This window comes from Thermocatellispora tengchongensis (genome assembly GCF_014202315.1).
Taxonomy (GTDB): domain Bacteria; phylum Actinomycetota; class Actinomycetes; order Streptosporangiales; family Streptosporangiaceae; genus Thermocatellispora; species Thermocatellispora tengchongensis.
This window is the reverse complement of record NZ_JACHGN010000006.1, coordinates 373740-391595: the sequence shown is the minus strand read 5'-3', so window position 1 is coordinate 391595 and position 17856 is coordinate 373740. Positions and strand designations below refer to the sequence as shown.

Here is a 17856-nt window from a genome sequence, read left to right as displayed (position 1 = left end):
CGGCGTCCCCGATGCCGGGCTGCCCGAGTCGTTCAGCGAGCGGGCGGCGCTGTGGCGCACGCTCACCTCCGGCCGCCGGCTCCTCGTCGTGCTGGACGACGCCCGCGACGCCGCCCAGGTGCGTCCGCTGCTGCCCGGCTCCGGCGGGCCGGCGGTGGTGATCACGGCCCGGCGGCGGCTCTACGACCTGGCGCACGCGCACTGGCTGAAGCTGGGCGGCCTGCGCGAGGACGACTCGCTCGCGCTGCTGGAGACCCTGATCGGCGGCGGGCGGCTGCGCGAGGAGGAGGCGGCGGCCCGCGAGCTGGTCCGGCGCACGGGCGGCATGCCGCACGTGCTCCTGGCCCTCGGCGCCCGCATCGCCTCCCGTCCCGGGTGGACCCTCGCCGAGGCCATGCGGCGCATCGGCCGCCCCGATCCGGCCTCACCGGTGTTCCCGCCCGAGTGCCGGGCCATCGAGCAGCCGTACGAGTCGCTGCTGGAGCAGCTCTCCCCCGCCCAGACGCGGGCGTTCCGGCTGCTCGCGACGCTGGAGACCCCCGAGTTCTCTCTCACCGCCGCCGCGGCCGCGCTGGACCTGCCGCGCCAGGACACCGAGATCCTGCTGGAATCGCTCGTGGACGCCCACCTGCTGGAGCCCGGCGGCCCGGAGCGCTACCTCTACCAGCCCCCGCTGTGGACGTTCGCCCGGGGCCACGCCCACGCGGACCTCACCGGGGCCGTGCCGGCCCCGGGCCCGTGGTCGGGGGCGCGGCAGGTGCCGCCTCTGCGCCGGGCGGCAGGAGGAAGCGCCCCTCCGCGATCCCGCGCCGGACGGCCTCGGCCGTCCGGGCCGGGGTGAGGCCGGTGGAGTCGAGCGCGTGGCGGGCGTAGGGACCGAGGTCGGCGAACTGCTCGTGCATGAGCCGGACCGGCCCCGGGTCGGTGAGGGCGTCGGGGCCGCGGGCGACCGCGCGGGCCAGGGTGGTGTCCAGGTCGGGCAGGAGCACGACGTAGTGCAGCGGGATCGACCTGGCCGCGGCCTCGTCCCGGAACGGCCCGGCGAACCAGGGCCCGACGACGCCGTCGGCGACCACGTGGTAGCCGCCGGCGGCGTAGGTGAAGGCGCAGGCGGCGATCACCTTCATGACGGTCTCGTTCTGCCGCCGCGACTCCGGCAGGAACGGGGCCACGTACCCCTGGCGGATCGCGTGGTAGAAGTCGTCGGTGTGCAGGTGCACGCTCGGCGCCACCGCGTCGGCGACCAGGCGGGCCACGGTCGACTTGCCGGCGCCGGGCGGTCCGGAGAGCAGGACCACCGGCGCGACGGCGTGATCGTCATGGGTCATGGGGCCATCCTGGCGTACGGCCCGGCGAAGCACGCCGTTACCGGGGCGTCCCCGGGGCAGAGATCCGGCGTGGACGGCAGTGAACACCTGGAGGTCCGGCCGGCGCACGCCGGCCGGTGGCGCTGGCGGTACGTCGGGCCGGCGGCGGACGGCGGCCGGGCCGTGCGGCTGAGCAATACCGACTATCACAGCGCGGAGGAGGCCCGGCGGGGCGCCCGCGCCGCGTACCCGGAGGTCCCCTTCGCGCAGACCGGCGACGGCGGCCCGCCCTCGCTCGCCGCCCGCGCCCGCCACGGCCTGCGCCGCCTGGTGGTGCTCGGCATGCTCGGGCTGCTGTTCTACCACCTTCTGCGCCGGGCGCTCGGGGGGAACGAGCAGCGGCCGGACTGAGGCCCCGGGGCGGCGTGTAGAGTCGGGCGGTCCCGTGCCCGCATGAGAGACGTGCTGCCGCACGAGGCCGGGCCCGGCGTGCGTGCCCGGGTCGAGCGCGGCGCGGAGGAGATGAAGCAGGCGATCGAGGCCCGCGCACACGAGCGGGCGACATTTCACACGATCGCCGGTGAATCGCACAGCAGAAAATGACCGAGCCATTCATGAACCCGGCCTGACAAAAGTTTCCGGAATGCTCTGCCTGAATTCTCCCTTCGCTTGCCGGGGATTCTTCCGAAAGCCGTTTCAATATGCGCCGAGGCCCTCGTTTGGGCGAAGCACGCGGACAAGGGGATTTCACATGGGCGTTTCAACCGGCACGGTGCCGCGGCAGGCCGCTCCCGATGTCGTGGAGCGGCTGCTCGTGGGGGTGTCCGGGTCGGTAGGGGTGATCAACATCGCCTCCTACCTGGTCGTGCTGCGCTCGCTGCCGGCCAGGGAGATCCGGGTGGTCACCACCGAGGCCGCGGAGCGGATCGTGCCGGCCTCGACGATCGCGCTGTACTGCGACGAGGTCGTATCGGGCGGGCCGGACGGCCCCCGCTCGGCGGCGCATGTGGAACTGGCGCAGTGGGCCTCGCTCTTCGTGGTGCTGCCCGCGAGCGCGAACACCATCGGAATGGCCGCCAACGGCCTGGCGCCCAATCTGCTCACCGCCACGATCATGGCCGCTCCGCCCGGTGTGGTGTTCTTTCCGAACATGAACCAGAGCATGTGGTCGAATCCGGCGCTGAAAAGGAATCTGGCGGCGTTGCAGAAGGACGGGCACGTGGTGGTGCGCCCGCCGATCCGCAAGGCGCTGGAGGTGGGCACCGGGGAAATGGTGGACGCCCCGGTGCTGCCGACCCCCGAGGAGATATGCGTCGCCCTGCGGTCGCTGGTCGCCGCCCGCACCGCCGAGGCGGACGGGGAGCGGGCGGGCGGCGCGGCGGCCCGGTAGCGGGAGGGCCCTGCTACCGGGACGGCCCTGCTACCGCGACGCCCCTGCTACCGCGACGCCCCTGCTACCGCGACGGCCCCGGGAGCGCGACGCCCTCGCCAGCGGGACGGCGCGCTGACCGGACCGCACGCTGACCGGACCGCACGCTGACCGGACCGCACGCTGACCGGACCGCACGCTGACCGGACCGCGCGCTCGCGCGCTAACCGGACCGCGCGCTAACCGGATCGCGGCGCGGTGGCGGGACGGGGCCACGAGCCGCCGGCGGAGGCGCCTGCGCTACGAGGCGCTGGAGGAGGCGTCGGCCAGCATCCGCTCCAGCAGCGCGATGCCGTCGGCGCGCTTGGCGTCGGGCGCCTCCTCTCCCTCCAGGAAGGCGGCCAGGCGGGCGTGGTCGCCGGCCGGGATCGTCCCGGCCAGCTCGTCGAGCACCCGGCGGTAGGTCCGGTCCGGGAAGTAGAGGGCCTTGGCCGCCTCCACCGCGCGCTCGGCCACGTCGGCGGAGACGATGCCGCGCTCGCGGGCCGCGTCGAAGGCCACGCGCATGTTGACCATGGGCTCGCACAGCGGGCGCAGGGTGTCCTCGTCGTAGGTGATGGCCACCTCGTCGTCGCCGTCCACCCGGCCGTCGCGGTACATCTCGAAGATCTCGCCGATGCCGGTCATCCCCCAGGTGTGCAGCTCCGCGGCGCGCAGCGCGCCGATGCTGGCCGCGCCGTAGACCTTGGCCCCGTGGTCGTCCATGACGGCCAGGATCTCCTTGGGCGAGATCGACAGGCCCTGGAAGAACTGGCCGTCGATGACGCCGATGTGGGTGGGCTTGGCCGCGCCGTCGCGGTACAGGGCGTGGATGTCGCCCCGGCGTACGGGCGGGAGCACCTCGGCCCGGCCGTCCACCATCTGGCGCACGGTCTCGGGCGGGACGCTCGGGCCGACGAAGACCACCGCGCGCATCAGGACTCCTCTCCCCCGCCGGCGGCGCCTTCGTCGCGCCGGCGGATCAGTTCCTTGAGCTCCGCGTCCCACCGGGCGCCCGCCCGGGGGCCGAGCTTGCTCTGGTCCACGCCCCAGGACTCGGCGCCGGGCACCAGCACCCGGGCCACCGCGACGGGCAGGCCGGGGGCGGTGCGGTCCAGGGCGATGACCCGGTCCAGGCCGCGCCGCCGGCATTCGGCGAGCATCACGGCGAGGTCGGCCGCGATGTCGTCGCTGGGCGTGCTGGGCAGGTCGGCGAACTTGACCGGGGCCGGGGAGTCGTTGAAGGGCCAGGACGTGGGGTCCACACTGGCGCTCCTGGCGGCGTGGCGGTCCCAGTCGGGGATCTCGTCGCCGGCCTGGCTCAGGTCCTCGCGCATGCCCTGGATGTCCACGGCACGGCTCTGCGCGACCTCGGTGAGCGCCCGCAGCAGCGCGGTCTCGGCGTCGGGGTGGGCGCCGTAGCCGGCGTGCGCGGCGGAGAAGGCGCCGCCGCTGTCCTCCAGCGCCATCGCGGCCACGCTGGGGACCGTGCTGTCGCCTCCGGTGTACTTCAGCACGATGCGTACGCCCGCCTGCTCGAACGCCTCGACGTAACGCTGCGCGGAGGCGGGCAGGGTGCCCAGGTCGATGCTCGGGTTGCGCTCGGTCAGCCACTCGTCGGCCCCGGGCGGGGCGTTCTGGCCCAGCCGCTGCCGGATCACCTGGCGCAGGCGGTTGCCGACCAGCTCGGCCATGGTCCAGTCGTCGCGCTCGATGACCTCGGCCAGCCCGTGGCAGACGGCCTCCTCCAGGGTGTTGCCGGAGGCGATGCCGTTCGCGGTGGTGATCTTGTGCGTGGGGATCTCGTGGAAGCGGTGGTAGTACCCGCCCAGGCACTGCGGCACGAGCACGGGCTCCCCGGCGATCAGGTCGAACCCCTCCACCCAGGAGATCGGCAGGTCAGGGTGGTAGCGGCGGTCCTGCTCCAGGTTGTACGCCGCCGGGTCCATGACCGGGCGCCCGGCGGCGGCGAGGTCGGCGTAGGAGGCGATGGCGGTGGCCCGCATCGGCTGCCAGGCGCAGAAGCGTTCCACGGCCTCCATGACGGCCGAGGCCATCGCGTCGGCGGGGGTCGGGCCCTTGCCGTTGTAGATGGACAGCCGCTCCTGCGAGCGCGGCATGATCGCGTTGTAGACGGGGATGCCCACCCGGTCCAGGCCGGTGATGTCGGCGATCCTGGTGACGCCGATGGTGCGCAGGTGCGGGCGGATGCGTTCCAGGGTGGTCGTGGCGGGGACCTCGCGGTGGGTGCCCGTCTTGTGGTGCTTGGGGACTCGGCTGCGCAGCTTCATGGGGTCACCTCGGGAGTGCGGGCGGGCCAGGTGTCGCCGGCGGACAGCGGCTGGGCGTAGGCGACGTTGTGCCCCCGCGGGCCGATCAGGATCTCGCACAGGGGGCGGTGGGCGGGCGGGAGGGCGAGCAGTTTCGCGACGTCGGCGGGGGCGGCGGCGCACATGATGCGGCTGCTGAGCCCGGCACCGGCGGCGGCGAGCAGGACGCGCTGCGCCACGGCGCCCGCGGCGATGTTCTGCATCTGGTACCAGCGGTCGCCGCAGGCCGCGAAGCCCGCGGCGTAGTCGCCCGCCGGGTACACGGCCATGGCGCAGCGCTGGTCGCCGAGCAGCCAGCGCTGCGGCGGCGGCAGCCACATCTCCTCGCGCAGGTCGCCCTCGCGGGTGCGGAGCAGCCGGTGGCCGGCCGGGTCGTAGACGTACGCGCCGCGCGGGACGCCGGTGACGTCGTTGACCAGGCAGTACAGCAGGACGTGCCGGGAGCCGACGTCGCCCTCCCAGGTGTGCCGGGCGGCGGCGATCACGGTGGCGGCCTGGGCGAGGGTGATGGGGCCGACGCCGAAACGGCCGTCCAGGCTGCGGCGCTCGCGCCGGGCCACCGCGAGCGCGTCCGGCCGCAGCGGGTCGGCGTCCGGCGGCGGGAGCGCGACGGCGTCGCCCGGCCACGCGGGGCCGGGCACGAGCGGCGGCGGGAGCGGAGCGCCGGGCCCGGTGCCGTCCCGGCTGGCCGCGCACAGCGTACGGGTGTGCGGCATGGTGTCCAGCACCTGCGGCGGCCGGGTGTGCTCCGTCGGCAGGGCCGGGGCGGCGAGCGGCACCGCCCCGGGAGCCGCAGGAGCCGCGGGGGGCAGGCCGCGGACGGCGACCGCGACGAGCGGGCGTTCGGCGGTGGGGGTCAGGCCGAGCCGTTCCTCCGCCGCCTCGTCGTGGAAGCGGGTGTGCAGCCGGCCGCCGAGCCCGGCGGCGTCCAGGACGGCGAGGATCTGCCCGGCGAGCAGGCCGGCGTCCAGGCACTGCAGCCGGTAGCCGAACTCGCCGTACTTGAAGGACACCCTGCCGAACACGCTGGTGATCAGCAACGCCAGGGGCGTGTCGTCCAGGCCCAGGTCGGCCGGGGTGACGTTGGCGCGCACCGGGTCGAGCGCCTCGGCGGCGCCGTCGTAGTGGTAGGCCCCGGAGGGCAGGCCGGGCACCTCGCCGACCGGGTACAGCTCGGAGGACGACAGGCCGCCGCCCGACGGCACCGCGCGCAGCGGGCGGCCGAGGGCGAGGTTGGCCATGCCGGGCAACGATGTGGCCTGCCCCCAGTCGTCCCACTGGTAGCGGGTCCAGCCGTAGGCGTCGCGCAGCAGCGCGGGCAGCGGGTCCGCCGGGCGCACGGCGGCCCGGGGCGGGTAGCGCTTGACCGCGGGCAGCTTCCGGCCCCAGTCCACCCGGGCCAGGTTGCCCGGCTGCAGGCGCTCCCCCTCGCTCAGGTAGCGGCGCGCCGCCGCGGCCTCCCGCGCGTGCGTCACCTCGGCCCCCAGGCGGTGGGCTCGGCCTGCAGCAGCTCGATGACCTTGTCCAGGCCCATGTCGTGGGCGTCCTCCACCGCGCGCGCGGCGAGGTGGCACAGCAGGAACCGCTCCGACGGGGTCAGGCCCAGCCTGCTGAACAGCAGGTACTGGAAGTTGAGCAGGACCCGGTAGACGGTGAACCACGTCGCCGAGGCCAGCTCGTCGCGCACGTGCTCGTTGCCGATGAGGGCCTTGTGGAAGTCGCTGACGTTCTCCCAGCCCATGCCGCGCCGGGAGTCGGGGTCGTCCACGAAGAAGGACGGCATGTCGAGCAGCCCGCGGGCCTCCAGGTCCTCCGAGCGCTCGATGACGCGGCGCGCGATGGGCGCCCACTCGGCGAGGTAGCGGGTCGCCTCCTCGTACCCGTCCTCGTCCACGTCGGCGGCGGGGGCATCGGGGTCCAGCAGCGCCAGCACCGCGCGCAGCCGCCGGGCCAGCGGCTCCCGGTTGGCCTGGTACAGGTTCTCGTACGTGGTGCGCATCCGCTGCGGGTCGGCGCAGTTGGCGAAGAACCCCTCGGCGTGCGAGCGGTAGGACAGGTAGCCCTTGGTGATGGGCGGGCAGCCGATCTGCGCGCTGGCCAGCATCAGCGACAGCAGCGCGCCGAGCCTGCCCGACTTGGTGGGGTGGTCCTGAAGGATGCGGAAGGCGAGCGGGGTGGTCTCGACGTGGAACGCGGCGAGGTTGTCGGCGGCCTCCACGGTGCCGAGCACGTGCAGGCGCCGGTCGTACGGCAGGTACTGGATGGAGTTGTCGGGGAACCAGGGGGTCAGCGGCCCCTGCTCGCGTTCCAGCTCGGCCAGCCAGGTGTGGACGCGCTCCTCCTGCTCCATGTCCGGGACGTGCGTGGACGGGTGCTCGCGCAGGTAGCCGCCCGCGATGTCCTCGATCAGCGGCTTGGCGACGTTCTCCCAGGTCGCGGGGTCGGTGTGGACGTGCACCCGGACATGGGGGCCGCGCAGCCAGTGGCGGACGAAGTAGGCGTCCGGCATGCCGCGCTCGCCGAGCGCCGCGATCAGTGGCCGGACCCCGTCCAGGAGCAGCGCGTCGGCGCCGTTCCCGTCGTAGTAGTAGATGTGCGCGCTGTGCCACTGCCGCGTCGTCTCGGTCACGGTGTCCTCACAGTCGTGGGTTCTCGGTTCGGTGCAAGGTCGGCGAGGGTTCTGCCGATCAGGTAGTTGATGTGGATCTCCTCGCTGATCGGGACGCCGAGGCGGTTGTTGAACAGGTGGGCGGCGCGCAGCAGCACGCCGCGCACCGCGGCGGGGGGCCCGCCGGGCAGGTGCGCCGTCTGCCAGGTGAACGGCGAGCGCGGGGGCTCGACGTCGAGGTCTCCGGCCGCGCGGGCCGCCTCCAGCCGCTGCCGCAGCGCCCGTACGCTGCGCAGCCAGGCGATGTGGGCGTCGTCCTCGTCGTCGTCCTGCTGGGGGCCGGTGGCGGCGAGCCGCCACAGGTCGCGGGCGTGGGCGAGCAGCCGCTCGCGCTGCGGCAGGTAGGAGGCCGACAGATCCGGCATGCCCGCGTCGCGCGCGGCGGTGATGGCGGCCTGCGCGCCGGCGGCGAAACGGGCGGCCACGTCGTCCAGGTCGGGTTCGGCCACGGCCAGGGCCAGCAGGGCGGCCGACAGCGCCAGCCCGCGGCGCCGGCCCTGCGGCGTGCCCGCCGCCACCACGCCCGCGGCGATGCGGCTGGACTCCGCGAAGTGCCGCTCGGCGGCGGCCAGCGCCTCCCGCTCGCCGTAGACGTGGCGCTCGGGCACGTACGGCACCGGCTGGGCGGTGTCGTTGGGCCGCGGCTCGGCCTCGTGCGCGGCCATGCCCTCCATCCGGGCCAGTTCCGCGGCCATGCGCCGGTAGGCGTCGGCGTCGAGCGTGCCGGAGGGGTGGGCGCGCAGGTAGGCGCCGAGCCCGTCCACCAGCTCCCGCTCCACGCGCGCCTCCTGCCCTTCGGCGGCCAGCACGCGTACGCGCAGGTGCGGGCCGCCGTCCCAGTAGCGCAGGAAGAACCACCGCACGGCCAGGCCGTCGCCGGCCAGGCGCTCGGCGAGGGGCACGACCCCGGCGGTGAGCAGGGCGTCCAGGTCTCCCTGGTGGAAGGCGTGCACGCTCACCCAGCTCATCGGTCCTCCTCGCCGCCGACCTCGACGGTCAGCTCGGTGACGTGCCCGGCGGCGCCGTAGCGCGGGGCCGCGTCCAGATCGGGCAGCGCCTCGGTGACGATGACCAGGTCGCCGGGGTCGGCGATGGCGCGCTCCAGCAGCGCGATCGAGTACCACATGGCCACATCGACGTACATGGGCTTGCGGGACTTCAGGTCGGGCCGCCACGTGGTGTGCGAGACGGCCACGACGCGGACGTAGAAGCGCTCCGGCATGTCCTGCTCGGCGAACCACTCGGCCAGGCGCAGCCAGTAGCCCGCGTCGCTCTCGCCCTTGGCGCGCAGCGGCATCTCCTTGGCCGGGAACGCCCAGCAGCGGCGGCTCAGCACGATCCGGCCGACCTCCAGGCGCGGCAGCACGCGCAGCCCGAGCTCGCGCGGGTCGTGGTCGCGGGGCAGGAACAGCGGCAGGCTGGCGTGCATCAGCGTCGGCGGCGCGCCGAAGATCTCGATGAGGTGCCGGAGCGGCGGCGGGAGCCACATCTCCGCCATCAGGCCGCCGTGTACGGGCCGCAGCGGGCGGCCGAGCCGCCGCGAGCGCAGCGTCAGGGCGTCGGTGCCAGAGTCGTGGGCGACGAGCAGGTCGTTGACGGGGATGCGGTACGCCTCCGGGCGGCCGGGCGCGGTGAAGGGGTAGTCCAGCTCGTAGCGGGTGCCCGGCGTGCGCAGGTTGAGGTTGCTGTCGAAGCCGGCGCCGCTCTCCACCAGCAGCGACCCGTCGGGCGCCTCCTCGGCCACGGCCGGCTCGTCGTACCCGCGCGCGCCCGCCCGGCGCAGCATGCGGGCCAGCCGGGTGTGGCCGCGGCCGACGCCGACCGAGACCGTGTTGAGCACGATCCGCAGCGGGCCCTCGGACTCGACGAGCTGGACGTAGCAGGTGAGCGGGTCGGCCACCGACTGGCCGTAGGGGCGGGTCAGGGCGTCCAGCTCGGCCGGGCTGAGCCGGACGACGCCGTCCGGGTCGGCGGGGCGGAACCGGATGGCCTTGCCGACGGTGTCGGTCAGCTCGGACTGCTCTCGGGCGAAGGGCAGGGCCCGCCACACGTCGGGGGGCGTGGTGGACGGCCCGTTGCACAGGGCGCGGGCGGTGGCGCCGTCCACGCCGCCGATGCTCGCCTTGTGCCCGCCGCCGATCAGCCGGTTGATCGTCTGGTAGAAGTCCAGCCACGGGGCCGTGCCGCCCTCGCCGTACGTGGCCGTGAACACCCGGGTGAGCGCGAGGCGGGCGGGCCTGCCCGGATCGAACATGCCGAGGACGGGACGCAGGGCGTGCAGGTCGGCCAGGACCGGCTCCCAGGCGTCCCGGCCCAGCTCGGCGACCGGGGACAGGAAGACGGCGTTCTCGTGGAAGAGGTTCTTGCGGGGCAGCGGCTCGCCGTCGGGGAGGCCGGAGACGCGGTCGGCCGCCTCCAGCATGCCGCCCAGGCGTCCGACGATGACCCGGTTGCGTTCGCGCCGCTGGGCCGGATCGGCCAGGCCGGCGTAGTCCAGCAGGTCGGCGTGCAGCCGCCGGGCCTCGCCGGCGAGGTGGTCCAGCTCGGGGGCGCCGCCGCCGCCCAGCCAGGCGGCCAGGGTGGCGAGGTGGTCCTCGTCCTGCTCGGCGTACGGCGGCAGGGCGTTGAGCACCCCGGCGTCGGCGAGCTTGGCGACGTACTGCGCCACTTCGCGCTCGTCGAGCTTCGGGTCGATCTCGCGCAGGTGGCGGCAGAGCCCGGTGAACGTGGCGCCGGGATGCTCCTGAAGATGGCGCAGGCTCTCCTCAAGCGCCGGGCTGCGCCGGAGCCTGACCAGCGCGGCCGCGGGCCCGCCGGCCAGGAAGGTGAGGGTGTCGCCGTCGGCGACGAGGCTGGGGTTGGGCCGCAGCACCTGGGTGGCGCGCAGGGCGGGGTGGCGTACGGCGGCGACCGCGAGCCGGCGGACCAGCCAGATGTTCAGCTCCACCACGCTCTTCCACTCGAAGTCGCCGGTGAAGCGGACGGCGTCGTGGCCGGGCACGACGCCGGTCATGCCGCTGATGGTGAACGTGCTGTAGGGGCTGGTCTTGGTGACGACCCGCAGCAGGTACTTGGTGAGCCGCAGCAGGGTCTGGCGGGAGGGCTGCGCGTCGCGCGGGCCGCCGAGCCACTTGGTCAGCTCCTCGAACAGGTCCGGGCTGCCGGTGACCAGGCCGTACTGGAAGGCCGGGGCGCGCAGCGTCTCGCGCAGCAGCCGGTTGACCTCGGCGAGCTCGCCGGCCATCAGGTCCGGCAGGTCGGCGACGATCGCGTCGCGCTCCCGGTAGCGCCGGTCCCAGGCGTCGATCCGGGCGGCCAGCTCCTCGGGGAGCACCGCGCGGATCTCGGGGTTCCACAACCGGGAGCCCAGCCTGCGCCCGGTGAAGACCGCCCGCCGCAGCGCGACGGCGCGGGGCTTCACCGGGGCCGTCTCGGGCCGTCCGATCAGCTCGTACAGCTCATCCGACAGCCGCGCGCCCTCCTCCCTCAGCCAGCGTCCGGTCGCGACGGCGTCGGCGATGGCGGCCCAGCTCTTGTCGGAGCGCAGTTGGCCGACGGCGGTCACCGGCAGACTGGCCACTCTGATACCGACACGCATGTCGGGACTCCCTTCCTTTGGGGTCGGCGACGGAGGAGAAGGGATCAGAACAGGATGGGCAGCTCGTACTGCGGGCTCGGGCTGCGCCGTCCCAGGGCGATCTGGAACATGGGGACGGCCGAGTCCCGCTCGATGCCGAGCAGCTCGCGTACCTGAGGCACGGAGTAGCTGTTCACGGGGCGGGCGGCCAGGCCCGCGGCGGCGGCGAGCACGCAGATGCGCTGGGCGGGGGCTCCGGCGTCCATGCCGGCGATGCGGTATCCCCGGTTGCCCAGCCACCGGGTGGCCTCGTCGCGGTCGGCGACCAGGTAGCACACGGCGTTGACCGCGGTCATGTCCATCACGGGCGGCCCGAAGGCGAGCTGGCGGTCCAGGCGGCCCTCGGGCAGGTCGCCCGCCCGCCGCAGCTCGCCGCCGTCCACCCGGTAGATCCCGGCGGGCACCCCGGTGACGTGCTGGACCACGACGTGGACCGCGCTGAGCGGGGCGCCGAGGTCGGTGGGCGAGGGGTCGAGGGCGTGGCGCACCACCCGGTCCAGGTCGGCGGCGCCGATGGGCGTGCCGACCGGCCGGAACAGCGTCCCGCCCGAGTTGCGCTCGCGCAGCGTGACGGCCAGGTCGGGGCCGTGCCCGTTCCCGTGCCCGTTCCCGTTCACGTGCCCGTTCCCGAGCCCGTGACCGGGTGTGGGCGGAGCGGCGGGCGGGCGCGGCGGGGCGAACCCGGCGGTGTCCTCCAGCACCGAGTGGCGGTCCAGGTCGTACAGGCGGGCGGCGGCCGACAGGTCCTTGGGCACGTCCTCGTAGGGCGCGTGCAGGGGCGGGATGCGGGCGCACAGCCCGGCCGCGGTGGCCCCGGGCGCGGGGCGTACGGCGGCGGGCGCGGCGTCCGCCGGGTACAGCGGCAGCACCGCCATGGTGCGCTCCTCCCCCGGCGTGAGCCCGAGGAGGCGGTCCACGGCCTCGTCCAGGAACTGGTAGTGCGTGTGCGCGGCCAGGCCGAGCGCCGCCGCCACCAGCAGCAGGTTGCCGGCGACCATGCCCGCCTCCTGCGTGCACAGCCGGTAGGCGTAGTGGCGGTAGCGGAAGGCGGTCTTCCAGAAGTGGGAGGTCAGCACCGCGACCGCGGCGGCCCCGTCGAACCCGGCCCCGGCCGCGGCGGCCAGGAATTCGGTGTGGTCGCCGGGCCGCAGCTCCACCAGGGCGTGGTGGAGCTGGTCGTAGTGGTAGACGCCGGCGGGCAGGTCGCCGCCGCCCGGCAGGCACAGGTACAGCTCCGTCGGGTAGAAGCAGCGCGCGGAGGGCACCAGGCGGTGGTAGGGCCAGCCCGCGGTGGGGCCGACGTCCTGGCGGGAGAAGCCGTAGCCGTAGTACAGCAGGGCGCCGAGGGTGTCGGGGTGCGCCGGGTCCCCGGCCCGCAGCGGGGCGGGCGGCGGCGCGGGGTCGCCGGCCAGCACCCGGTCCAGCGGCCCGAGCCGCAGCGGCACCTGCTGCGGCAGGGCCAGCCGGGGCCGGTCGAGGTATCTCTTGAACTTCGGTGGCTCGTCCGGTCCGCCTTCGGCCCCGGCGCTCTCCATCAGCAGGGCGGCGGTGTCGAAGAAGGTGGAGTGCCAATAGCCGTCGGCGACGGCGACGTCGAGGTTGCCCATGCTCGCGTGCACCGATCTACGGGAAGGGGTGGGGATGCGGGTTGATGTCCTCCGGGCGTGCCGGGGCGTCGGCGTAGCCGAGCATGCGGGGCACCTCGTACAGGCGGGGCAGGCCCTCGACCCGGCGCAGCCGGTGGCCGAAGGTCATCGGCAGCAGGCCGGGGATGATGACCTTGACGCAGGTGAAGCCGCCCGCGGCGTGCTCGGGGGTGGTCTGGTCCACCACCACCACGTCCTGGCCCCGCTCCAGGTAGCGGTCCACGGTCGCGCGCAGGTCGGCGGTGAGGTCCTCGTTGCGCGGCCGGAACGTGCCGGCGAAGGACTCGGCGATGGGCACGGCGCCCGGGTCCCGGAACAGGAACTCCAGCCGGGGGAACGCGGCGTGGTGGGCGTTGACCAGGGAGTGGTCGTGCATGCTGATCACCTGGTCGGGGTCGTCGAGCATGGCGAGGATGCGCTCGCGCTCCTCGATCATGCTGTCCTGCCGCCACTGCACCAGGGGGGCCAGTTCCAGCAGCGCGTTGGCCACCGCCCGCTCGGGTGAGAACGACGAGCCGGCCGAGCACAGCATCTTGGGCACGTCGTCGTGGTCGCTGGGGTGCACGGCCATGACCCACACGCTGGGGATGCCGTGCTCGGTAGTGGTGTCGAAGGCGTGCACGTCGTAGCCGAGGTCGTGGCGCAGCCGCTCGGCCATGAGCGGGATGCGGCGGTCGGCGGCGGTGTCGAGGTCCAGGCGGCGCACGGGGAGGCGGGCGTACCAGGTGAGCAGGAACGCGTCGCGCTCGGCGACCTCCAGGATGCCGTGCAGGATCGCCTCCTCCAGGCAGCCGCCGAGGGCGCAGCCGTTGGAGATCTCGTAGACGAAGGGGCGGTCCACGGGCGGGCGCGGGCCCGACAGGGGCATCTCGTCGCCGTGCCCGTGTCCGTGGCCGTGGCCCGGGGCGTGCATGCGGTAATAGGCGTAGGTCTCCGGGACCAGGATCGGCTCGTTCCTGGCGAAGGAGTGGCCCCAGACCCAGTTCATCTCCAGGTCGTCGTGGTAGCGCTGGTAGTAGAAGCCGGGCCGGTCGTGCCAGTGGGCGGGGTACAGGCCCAGGGTCTTGGGGTCCAGGGCGCGCTCGGCCAGTTGCCGGTAGCTGCCGCGCACGACCGTGCGCTTGCCGCCCGGCCGCATGCCGCCGTGCCGTTCCACCGCCTCGGCTATCGCCGTGAGCTGGGCGGTGGCGAAGTCCAGGTCCCGGCCGAAGCCCATCTCGACGTCCTCCGCTCCGGGCGCCAGGCCCATGGGCGCCGAGGCCGTGGGGTAGGTGCCGAAGACGGTGCGGTACAGGCCGCGGATCAGGCCGGTCTCGGCGTCCACGTACGTGCTGACCAGCTCGTCGGCGCGGGCGTGCAGGTCGCCGACCCGGTAGACGTCCCTGGAGAGCTTGGGGCGCGGGAGCAGCGTGATCCGGGCCGCCTCCTCGGTGTCCTCCGGCAGCTCCCCGCACTGCGGGCAGTGCGGCTCCGGCAGGAAGGTGTGCACGCTGGTGGCCAGGGTGTCCAGCCGTACGCGGATGACGCCGCGGCGGGTGCGGGCGGCCTCGCCCCGGTGCAGGCGGGCCAGCTCGTCCTCGACGAGGTCGGCGACCACGGCCAGCCCGAACCGGGTCAGCCGCACGTCGTCGGCGTGGTAGCGGTCGGGGAACCTGTCGCGGGCGCGCCGCCGCTCGGCCTCGTCGGCGCGGGCCTTGCCGGCCCGGGAGCGCGCGCAGACCGGGCAGCCGGGCTCGCCCGGCAGGGCGGCGGGGCCGATCACGACGGTGCCGAGCTCCACGCCGACCGGGAGCCAGGGCGTCTTCTCCGGGCGCTCGCCGGGCTCGTCGCCGGCCACGACCAGCAGGTCGGGCGCCTCATCGGGGCCGGGGGCGTACGGGCGCAGCCGCTCGGCGAGCGCGGAGCCGAGGGCGCCGGCGCCGAGCACGCTCACGCGCGGCGGGGCTGCGGCGAGGGTGGGCTCAGCCATGGACGGTCACCTGGACCAGGGTGGGCAGGACGCGGGCGATCACCGGGTCGTGCCCGGCGGGGGCGGCGTGCGCCTGGTAACCGTGCTCGTGCAGGGTCCGGGTCAGGGCCCGCCAGTCCGGCTCGGGCGCCTCCCGCCAGGCGGCGGTGTCGGTGCCGCGCAGCGGCTCGGGCAGCGCGGGCGCGTCGCCGTCCAGGTGGGTGGGGACGCCCTGGTAGTCCAGCAGCACCCGGGCCAGGCCGGCGGCCAGGCGCGGCGCGGCGGCGTAGGCGATGGTGCGGTCCTCCACGCACAGGGCGTAGACCGGCACGCCCAGGGGGCCGGTCACGTCGTAGGCCGTGAGCGGCACGCGCGCGACCCGCAGCATCTCCAGGTAGCGGGCGGGGGTGTCCGGCAGCGCGGCGGCGTCCAGGTCCACCCGCGGGAAGGGGGTGCCGGACGTCACGGCCGCGGCGGCGGTCAGGGCGACGATGTGCGCGAGCAGGCCGTCGGCGAGCGCGGTGCCGGCGTCGGGGCCGGCGACCAGGCCGACCGGCACGCGGAAGGGGCCGGGCTCGGCGCGCAGCACGGGGTACAGGAGCTCGGCCGGGACCGGCTCGTCCTTCTCCAGCACCAGGTTGTGCGCGTACGCCTGGCCGTCGGAGGTCAGGCGGCGCCGGTCCACGGCGAGCGCGGCGTACGCGGCCAGCGCGGCGATCCCGGTCTCGTGCCGGGCCTGCGCCTGGGTGACGCCGGCGCCGGTGACCTGCGGTCGCTCCCGGCCGTCCCCGGTGCCGGCGTGCCCGAACGGGTCGGAGACGCGGGCGCGGGCGGCGTACAGGGGGAGCTGCTGCAGCTCGCCCTCGTCCATCTCGGCGAACAGGCCGAGCCGGGGGTCGAAGCAACTCGCGGCGCGGGCCGAGAACGTCTCGTCGTCGAGCCGGGTCGCGGCGAGGAAGGCGCGGTAGCGCTCGGCGAAGGCGTCGGCGGACTCGGAGGCGGCGCGCTGGGCGGCGGGGTGGGGGTGGAAGCGGTACTCGCCGGTGTTCAGCGTCTCCAGGTTCACCACGCTGACGGCGGCGCGGCCCGCCTTGGCGGGGTCGGCGCTGTGCGGGTCGGCGTCGGCGATGCCGGTGATGTGGCGGAAGGCGGTGAAGCTGACGCGGTTGGCGACGATCGCCGCGGTCGGCCCGGCCAGGAACGGGCTCGGCTCCGCGCCTTCGGCGCCGGTGCCGTCGGTGCCAGCGCCGTCGCCGCCGGTGCCGTCGCTACTGGTGCCGGTGAACGGGTCGGGGTGCAGGCCCAGGTTGGCGGCGCGGCGCAGCCAGGCGGCGGTCCACAGCATGCCGGTGGAGCCGCTGACCGGGCCGGTCCACGCCTCGTCGCCGGCCATGACGCCCTGCACCAGCGGGAGGCCCCGCTCCTGGCAGATGCGGTCCAGTTCGGCGGCGCGGGCGGCCATCGGCCGGTCGGAGACGTGCAGCACGACGCCGGCGTCGCCGATCGCCGCGGCGAGCGAGCCGGAGAGGGGGCCGTGGGTGAGGCGCTGCGCGGGATCGCGTTCGGCGGCCAGGCGGGCGTAGTCGTCCAGCCTCTCGGCGGAGGTGGGGCTCTCGCCGGTCACCAGCACGCGCACGTCGCGGGCCCCGGCGGCCAGGCAGGCGTGCGCGAGGGCGGTGAGGGTCAGCCCGGAGCCGACGCACGCGATGGGGGTGTTGCGGTAGACCTCGAACCGGCGGGCCGCCGAGTCGAGGTAGTAGTCGATGTAGGCGATCTCGGCCGCGTACAGCTCCAGCTCCGCGGCCGTCAGGCCGTGCGGCTCGTCGCCGGAGACGTCCTTGATCAGGCCCGCGGTGAGCAGCGAGGACACCAGCGTGGTGACCATCTCACGCTTGCCGTCGGGCAGGCCGGTGACCAGCTCGCCGAGGGTGACGGCACCGTCGAGGTGGGGGGCGAGGCGGTCCATGAGGGCGAGCGCGCTCTTGCCCCGTACGGTGAGATGGGCGCTGGAGTGGACGAACACCGCCCCGTCGGGGTGCGGGACCCAGTAGACATCGGGCTTGAGCTTGGGCCGGATCGAGTCGTGCGCGGATTCCATGCGGGTGTCCTTCGCGTCGGGGCACAGGCGGGCTGACGGAGGCGGTCGGCCGTGCTCGCGGCGACAGGCCGGACCGGCCGGTCCGTCTCGACCTGGCCGGGTGCGCGCGGCGGTAGACGCGTGCCGCGCTGTTTCACGGTCGGGCTTGGCTCGCTGCTAGCCGCAGCAGCAGCAGCAACAGGCAAGGCAGCAGCTCGCGCTGCAGCACGACGAGGACGCCGAGGCGGCGACCTCGGTCATGCCGTGACCGCTGCCGATCGTCGCCAACTGCATGTTGCCGACGCCGACGGGCTGGAGCCGCTCGGTGTCGAGCTCCTCCAGGTCAAGGGCGAGACGCGACATGTGCCATACCTCCTTTCCCTTTCTCGCAGGGGCGATCGCAGGGGCGGGCGGGCCTGCCGCTCAGCCGCTGCAGCAGCAGCAACAGCACACGACGCAGCAGCTGCAGGCGCTGCACGACGCGGCGGTCTCGGCCATCGCCATGCCGCCCATGAGCGACTCCAGCGAAGGGCTGGAGCCGTACTCGGCCGGGGTCACCGGCTCGGTGTCGATCCCGCGCAGGTCGAGCAGGAGATTGGTGGCCATGATGGGCGCGCTTCCTAGCAGCAGCAGCAGCAGCTGCAGAGCAGGATCGGGCAGGCGCCGACGACCGAGGCCGCGACCTCGCTCATGCCGTGCCCGCGGGTCAGCGACTCCAGGCTGATGCCCGCCGGGCTGTCGCCGGCGTGGAGCGGCTCGACGTCGAAGTCGTCGAGGTCCAGCTTGAACGACTGGGACATGGGTCGTTCCTTTCTCGGGATTGACTAGGGGAATC

16 protein-coding genes are annotated in these 17856 nt (G+C 74.7%); 3 read left to right on the top strand and 13 right to left on the bottom strand.

The features are described from left to right. Positions 1-710: 710 nt before the first annotated feature. Positions 711-1328: an AAA family ATPase gene (locus HNP84_RS52995; RefSeq protein WP_246518208.1), complete on the bottom strand. Its 618-nt coding sequence runs from the start codon at positions 1326-1328 to the stop codon at positions 711-713. Positions 1329-1397: 69 nt separating this feature from the next. Between HNP84_RS52995 and HNP84_RS16520 the strand changes: the two genes are divergently transcribed. The 3 genes from HNP84_RS16520 (at position 1398) to HNP84_RS16510 (ending at position 2697) form a co-directional block, all read left to right on the top strand. Next, entirely contained in the window at positions 1398-1718 is a 321-nt protein-coding gene (locus tag HNP84_RS16520) for a hypothetical protein (RefSeq protein ID WP_185050596.1), read from the top strand. Positions 1719-1760: 42 nt separating this feature from the next. Beyond that, positions 1761-1910, top strand: a complete 150-nt coding sequence (locus HNP84_RS16515; RefSeq protein WP_185050595.1) for a hypothetical protein — start codon at positions 1761-1763, stop codon at positions 1908-1910. Positions 1911-2058: 148 nt separating this feature from the next. Then, positions 2059-2697: a flavoprotein gene (locus HNP84_RS16510; protein ID WP_185050594.1), complete on the top strand. Its 639-nt coding sequence runs from the start codon at positions 2059-2061 to the stop codon at positions 2695-2697. A 279-nt stretch (positions 2698-2976) separates the two neighbouring features. Here HNP84_RS16510 and HNP84_RS16505 read toward each other — a convergent pair whose 3' ends face one another. From HNP84_RS16505 to HNP84_RS16450, 12 genes are all read right to left on the bottom strand, one after another. Then, positions 2977-3651, bottom strand: a complete 675-nt coding sequence (locus HNP84_RS16505) for a TfuA-like protein (RefSeq protein ID WP_185050593.1) — start codon at positions 3649-3651, stop codon at positions 2977-2979. Continuing rightward, positions 3651-5006, bottom strand: a complete 1356-nt coding sequence (locus HNP84_RS16500) for a YcaO-like family protein (RefSeq protein WP_185050592.1) — start codon at positions 5004-5006, stop codon at positions 3651-3653. Before HNP84_RS16500 ends, HNP84_RS16505 begins: the two co-directional genes overlap by 1 nt. Beyond that, positions 5003-6520: a nitroreductase family protein gene (locus HNP84_RS56065; protein WP_185050591.1), complete on the bottom strand. Its 1518-nt coding sequence runs from the start codon at positions 6518-6520 to the stop codon at positions 5003-5005. Before HNP84_RS56065 ends, HNP84_RS16500 begins: the two co-directional genes overlap by 4 nt. Next, complete coding sequence (locus HNP84_RS16490) at positions 6517-7674, bottom strand: thiopeptide maturation pyridine synthase (protein ID WP_185050590.1); 1158 nt, start codon at positions 7672-7674, stop codon at positions 6517-6519. Before HNP84_RS16490 ends, HNP84_RS56065 begins: the two co-directional genes overlap by 4 nt. Further along, entirely contained in the window at positions 7671-8681 is a 1011-nt protein-coding gene (locus tag HNP84_RS16485) for a lantibiotic dehydratase C-terminal domain-containing protein (RefSeq protein ID WP_185050589.1), read from the bottom strand. The genes HNP84_RS16490 and HNP84_RS16485 overlap by 4 nt, the downstream gene beginning before the upstream one ends. Further along, positions 8678-11311, bottom strand: coding sequence for a lantibiotic dehydratase (locus tag HNP84_RS16480; protein WP_185050588.1), 2634 nt, complete (start codon positions 11309-11311; stop codon positions 8678-8680). The genes HNP84_RS16485 and HNP84_RS16480 overlap by 4 nt, the downstream gene beginning before the upstream one ends. 44 nt (positions 11312-11355) lie before the next feature. Next, a complete protein-coding gene (locus HNP84_RS16475) occupies positions 11356-12969 on the bottom strand; it encodes a SagB family peptide dehydrogenase (RefSeq protein ID WP_185050587.1) in 1614 nt (537 codons plus the stop codon). Positions 12970-12973: 4 nt separating this feature from the next. Continuing rightward, on the bottom strand, positions 12974-14965 hold the full coding sequence (locus HNP84_RS16470) for a TOMM precursor leader peptide-binding protein (protein ID WP_185050586.1): 1992 nt from the start codon (positions 14963-14965) through the stop codon (positions 12974-12976). Beyond that, positions 14958-17042 (bottom strand): hypothetical protein, encoded by a 2085-nt coding sequence (locus HNP84_RS55020; RefSeq protein ID WP_185050585.1) that lies wholly within the window; start codon positions 17040-17042, stop codon positions 14958-14960. Before HNP84_RS55020 ends, HNP84_RS16470 begins: the two co-directional genes overlap by 8 nt. Before the next feature lie 156 nt (positions 17043-17198). Next, positions 17199-17384, bottom strand: a complete 186-nt coding sequence (locus HNP84_RS16460) for a hypothetical protein (RefSeq protein WP_185050584.1) — start codon at positions 17382-17384, stop codon at positions 17199-17201. A 60-nt stretch (positions 17385-17444) separates the two neighbouring features. Beyond that, positions 17445-17627: a hypothetical protein gene (locus HNP84_RS16455; protein WP_185050583.1), complete on the bottom strand. Its 183-nt coding sequence runs from the start codon at positions 17625-17627 to the stop codon at positions 17445-17447. 14 nt (positions 17628-17641) lie between these two features. Next, positions 17642-17821, bottom strand: coding sequence for a thiomuracin/GE37468 family thiazolyl RiPP peptide (locus HNP84_RS16450; protein WP_185050582.1), 180 nt, complete (start codon positions 17819-17821; stop codon positions 17642-17644). Between the last annotated feature and the right edge of the window lie 35 nt (positions 17822-17856).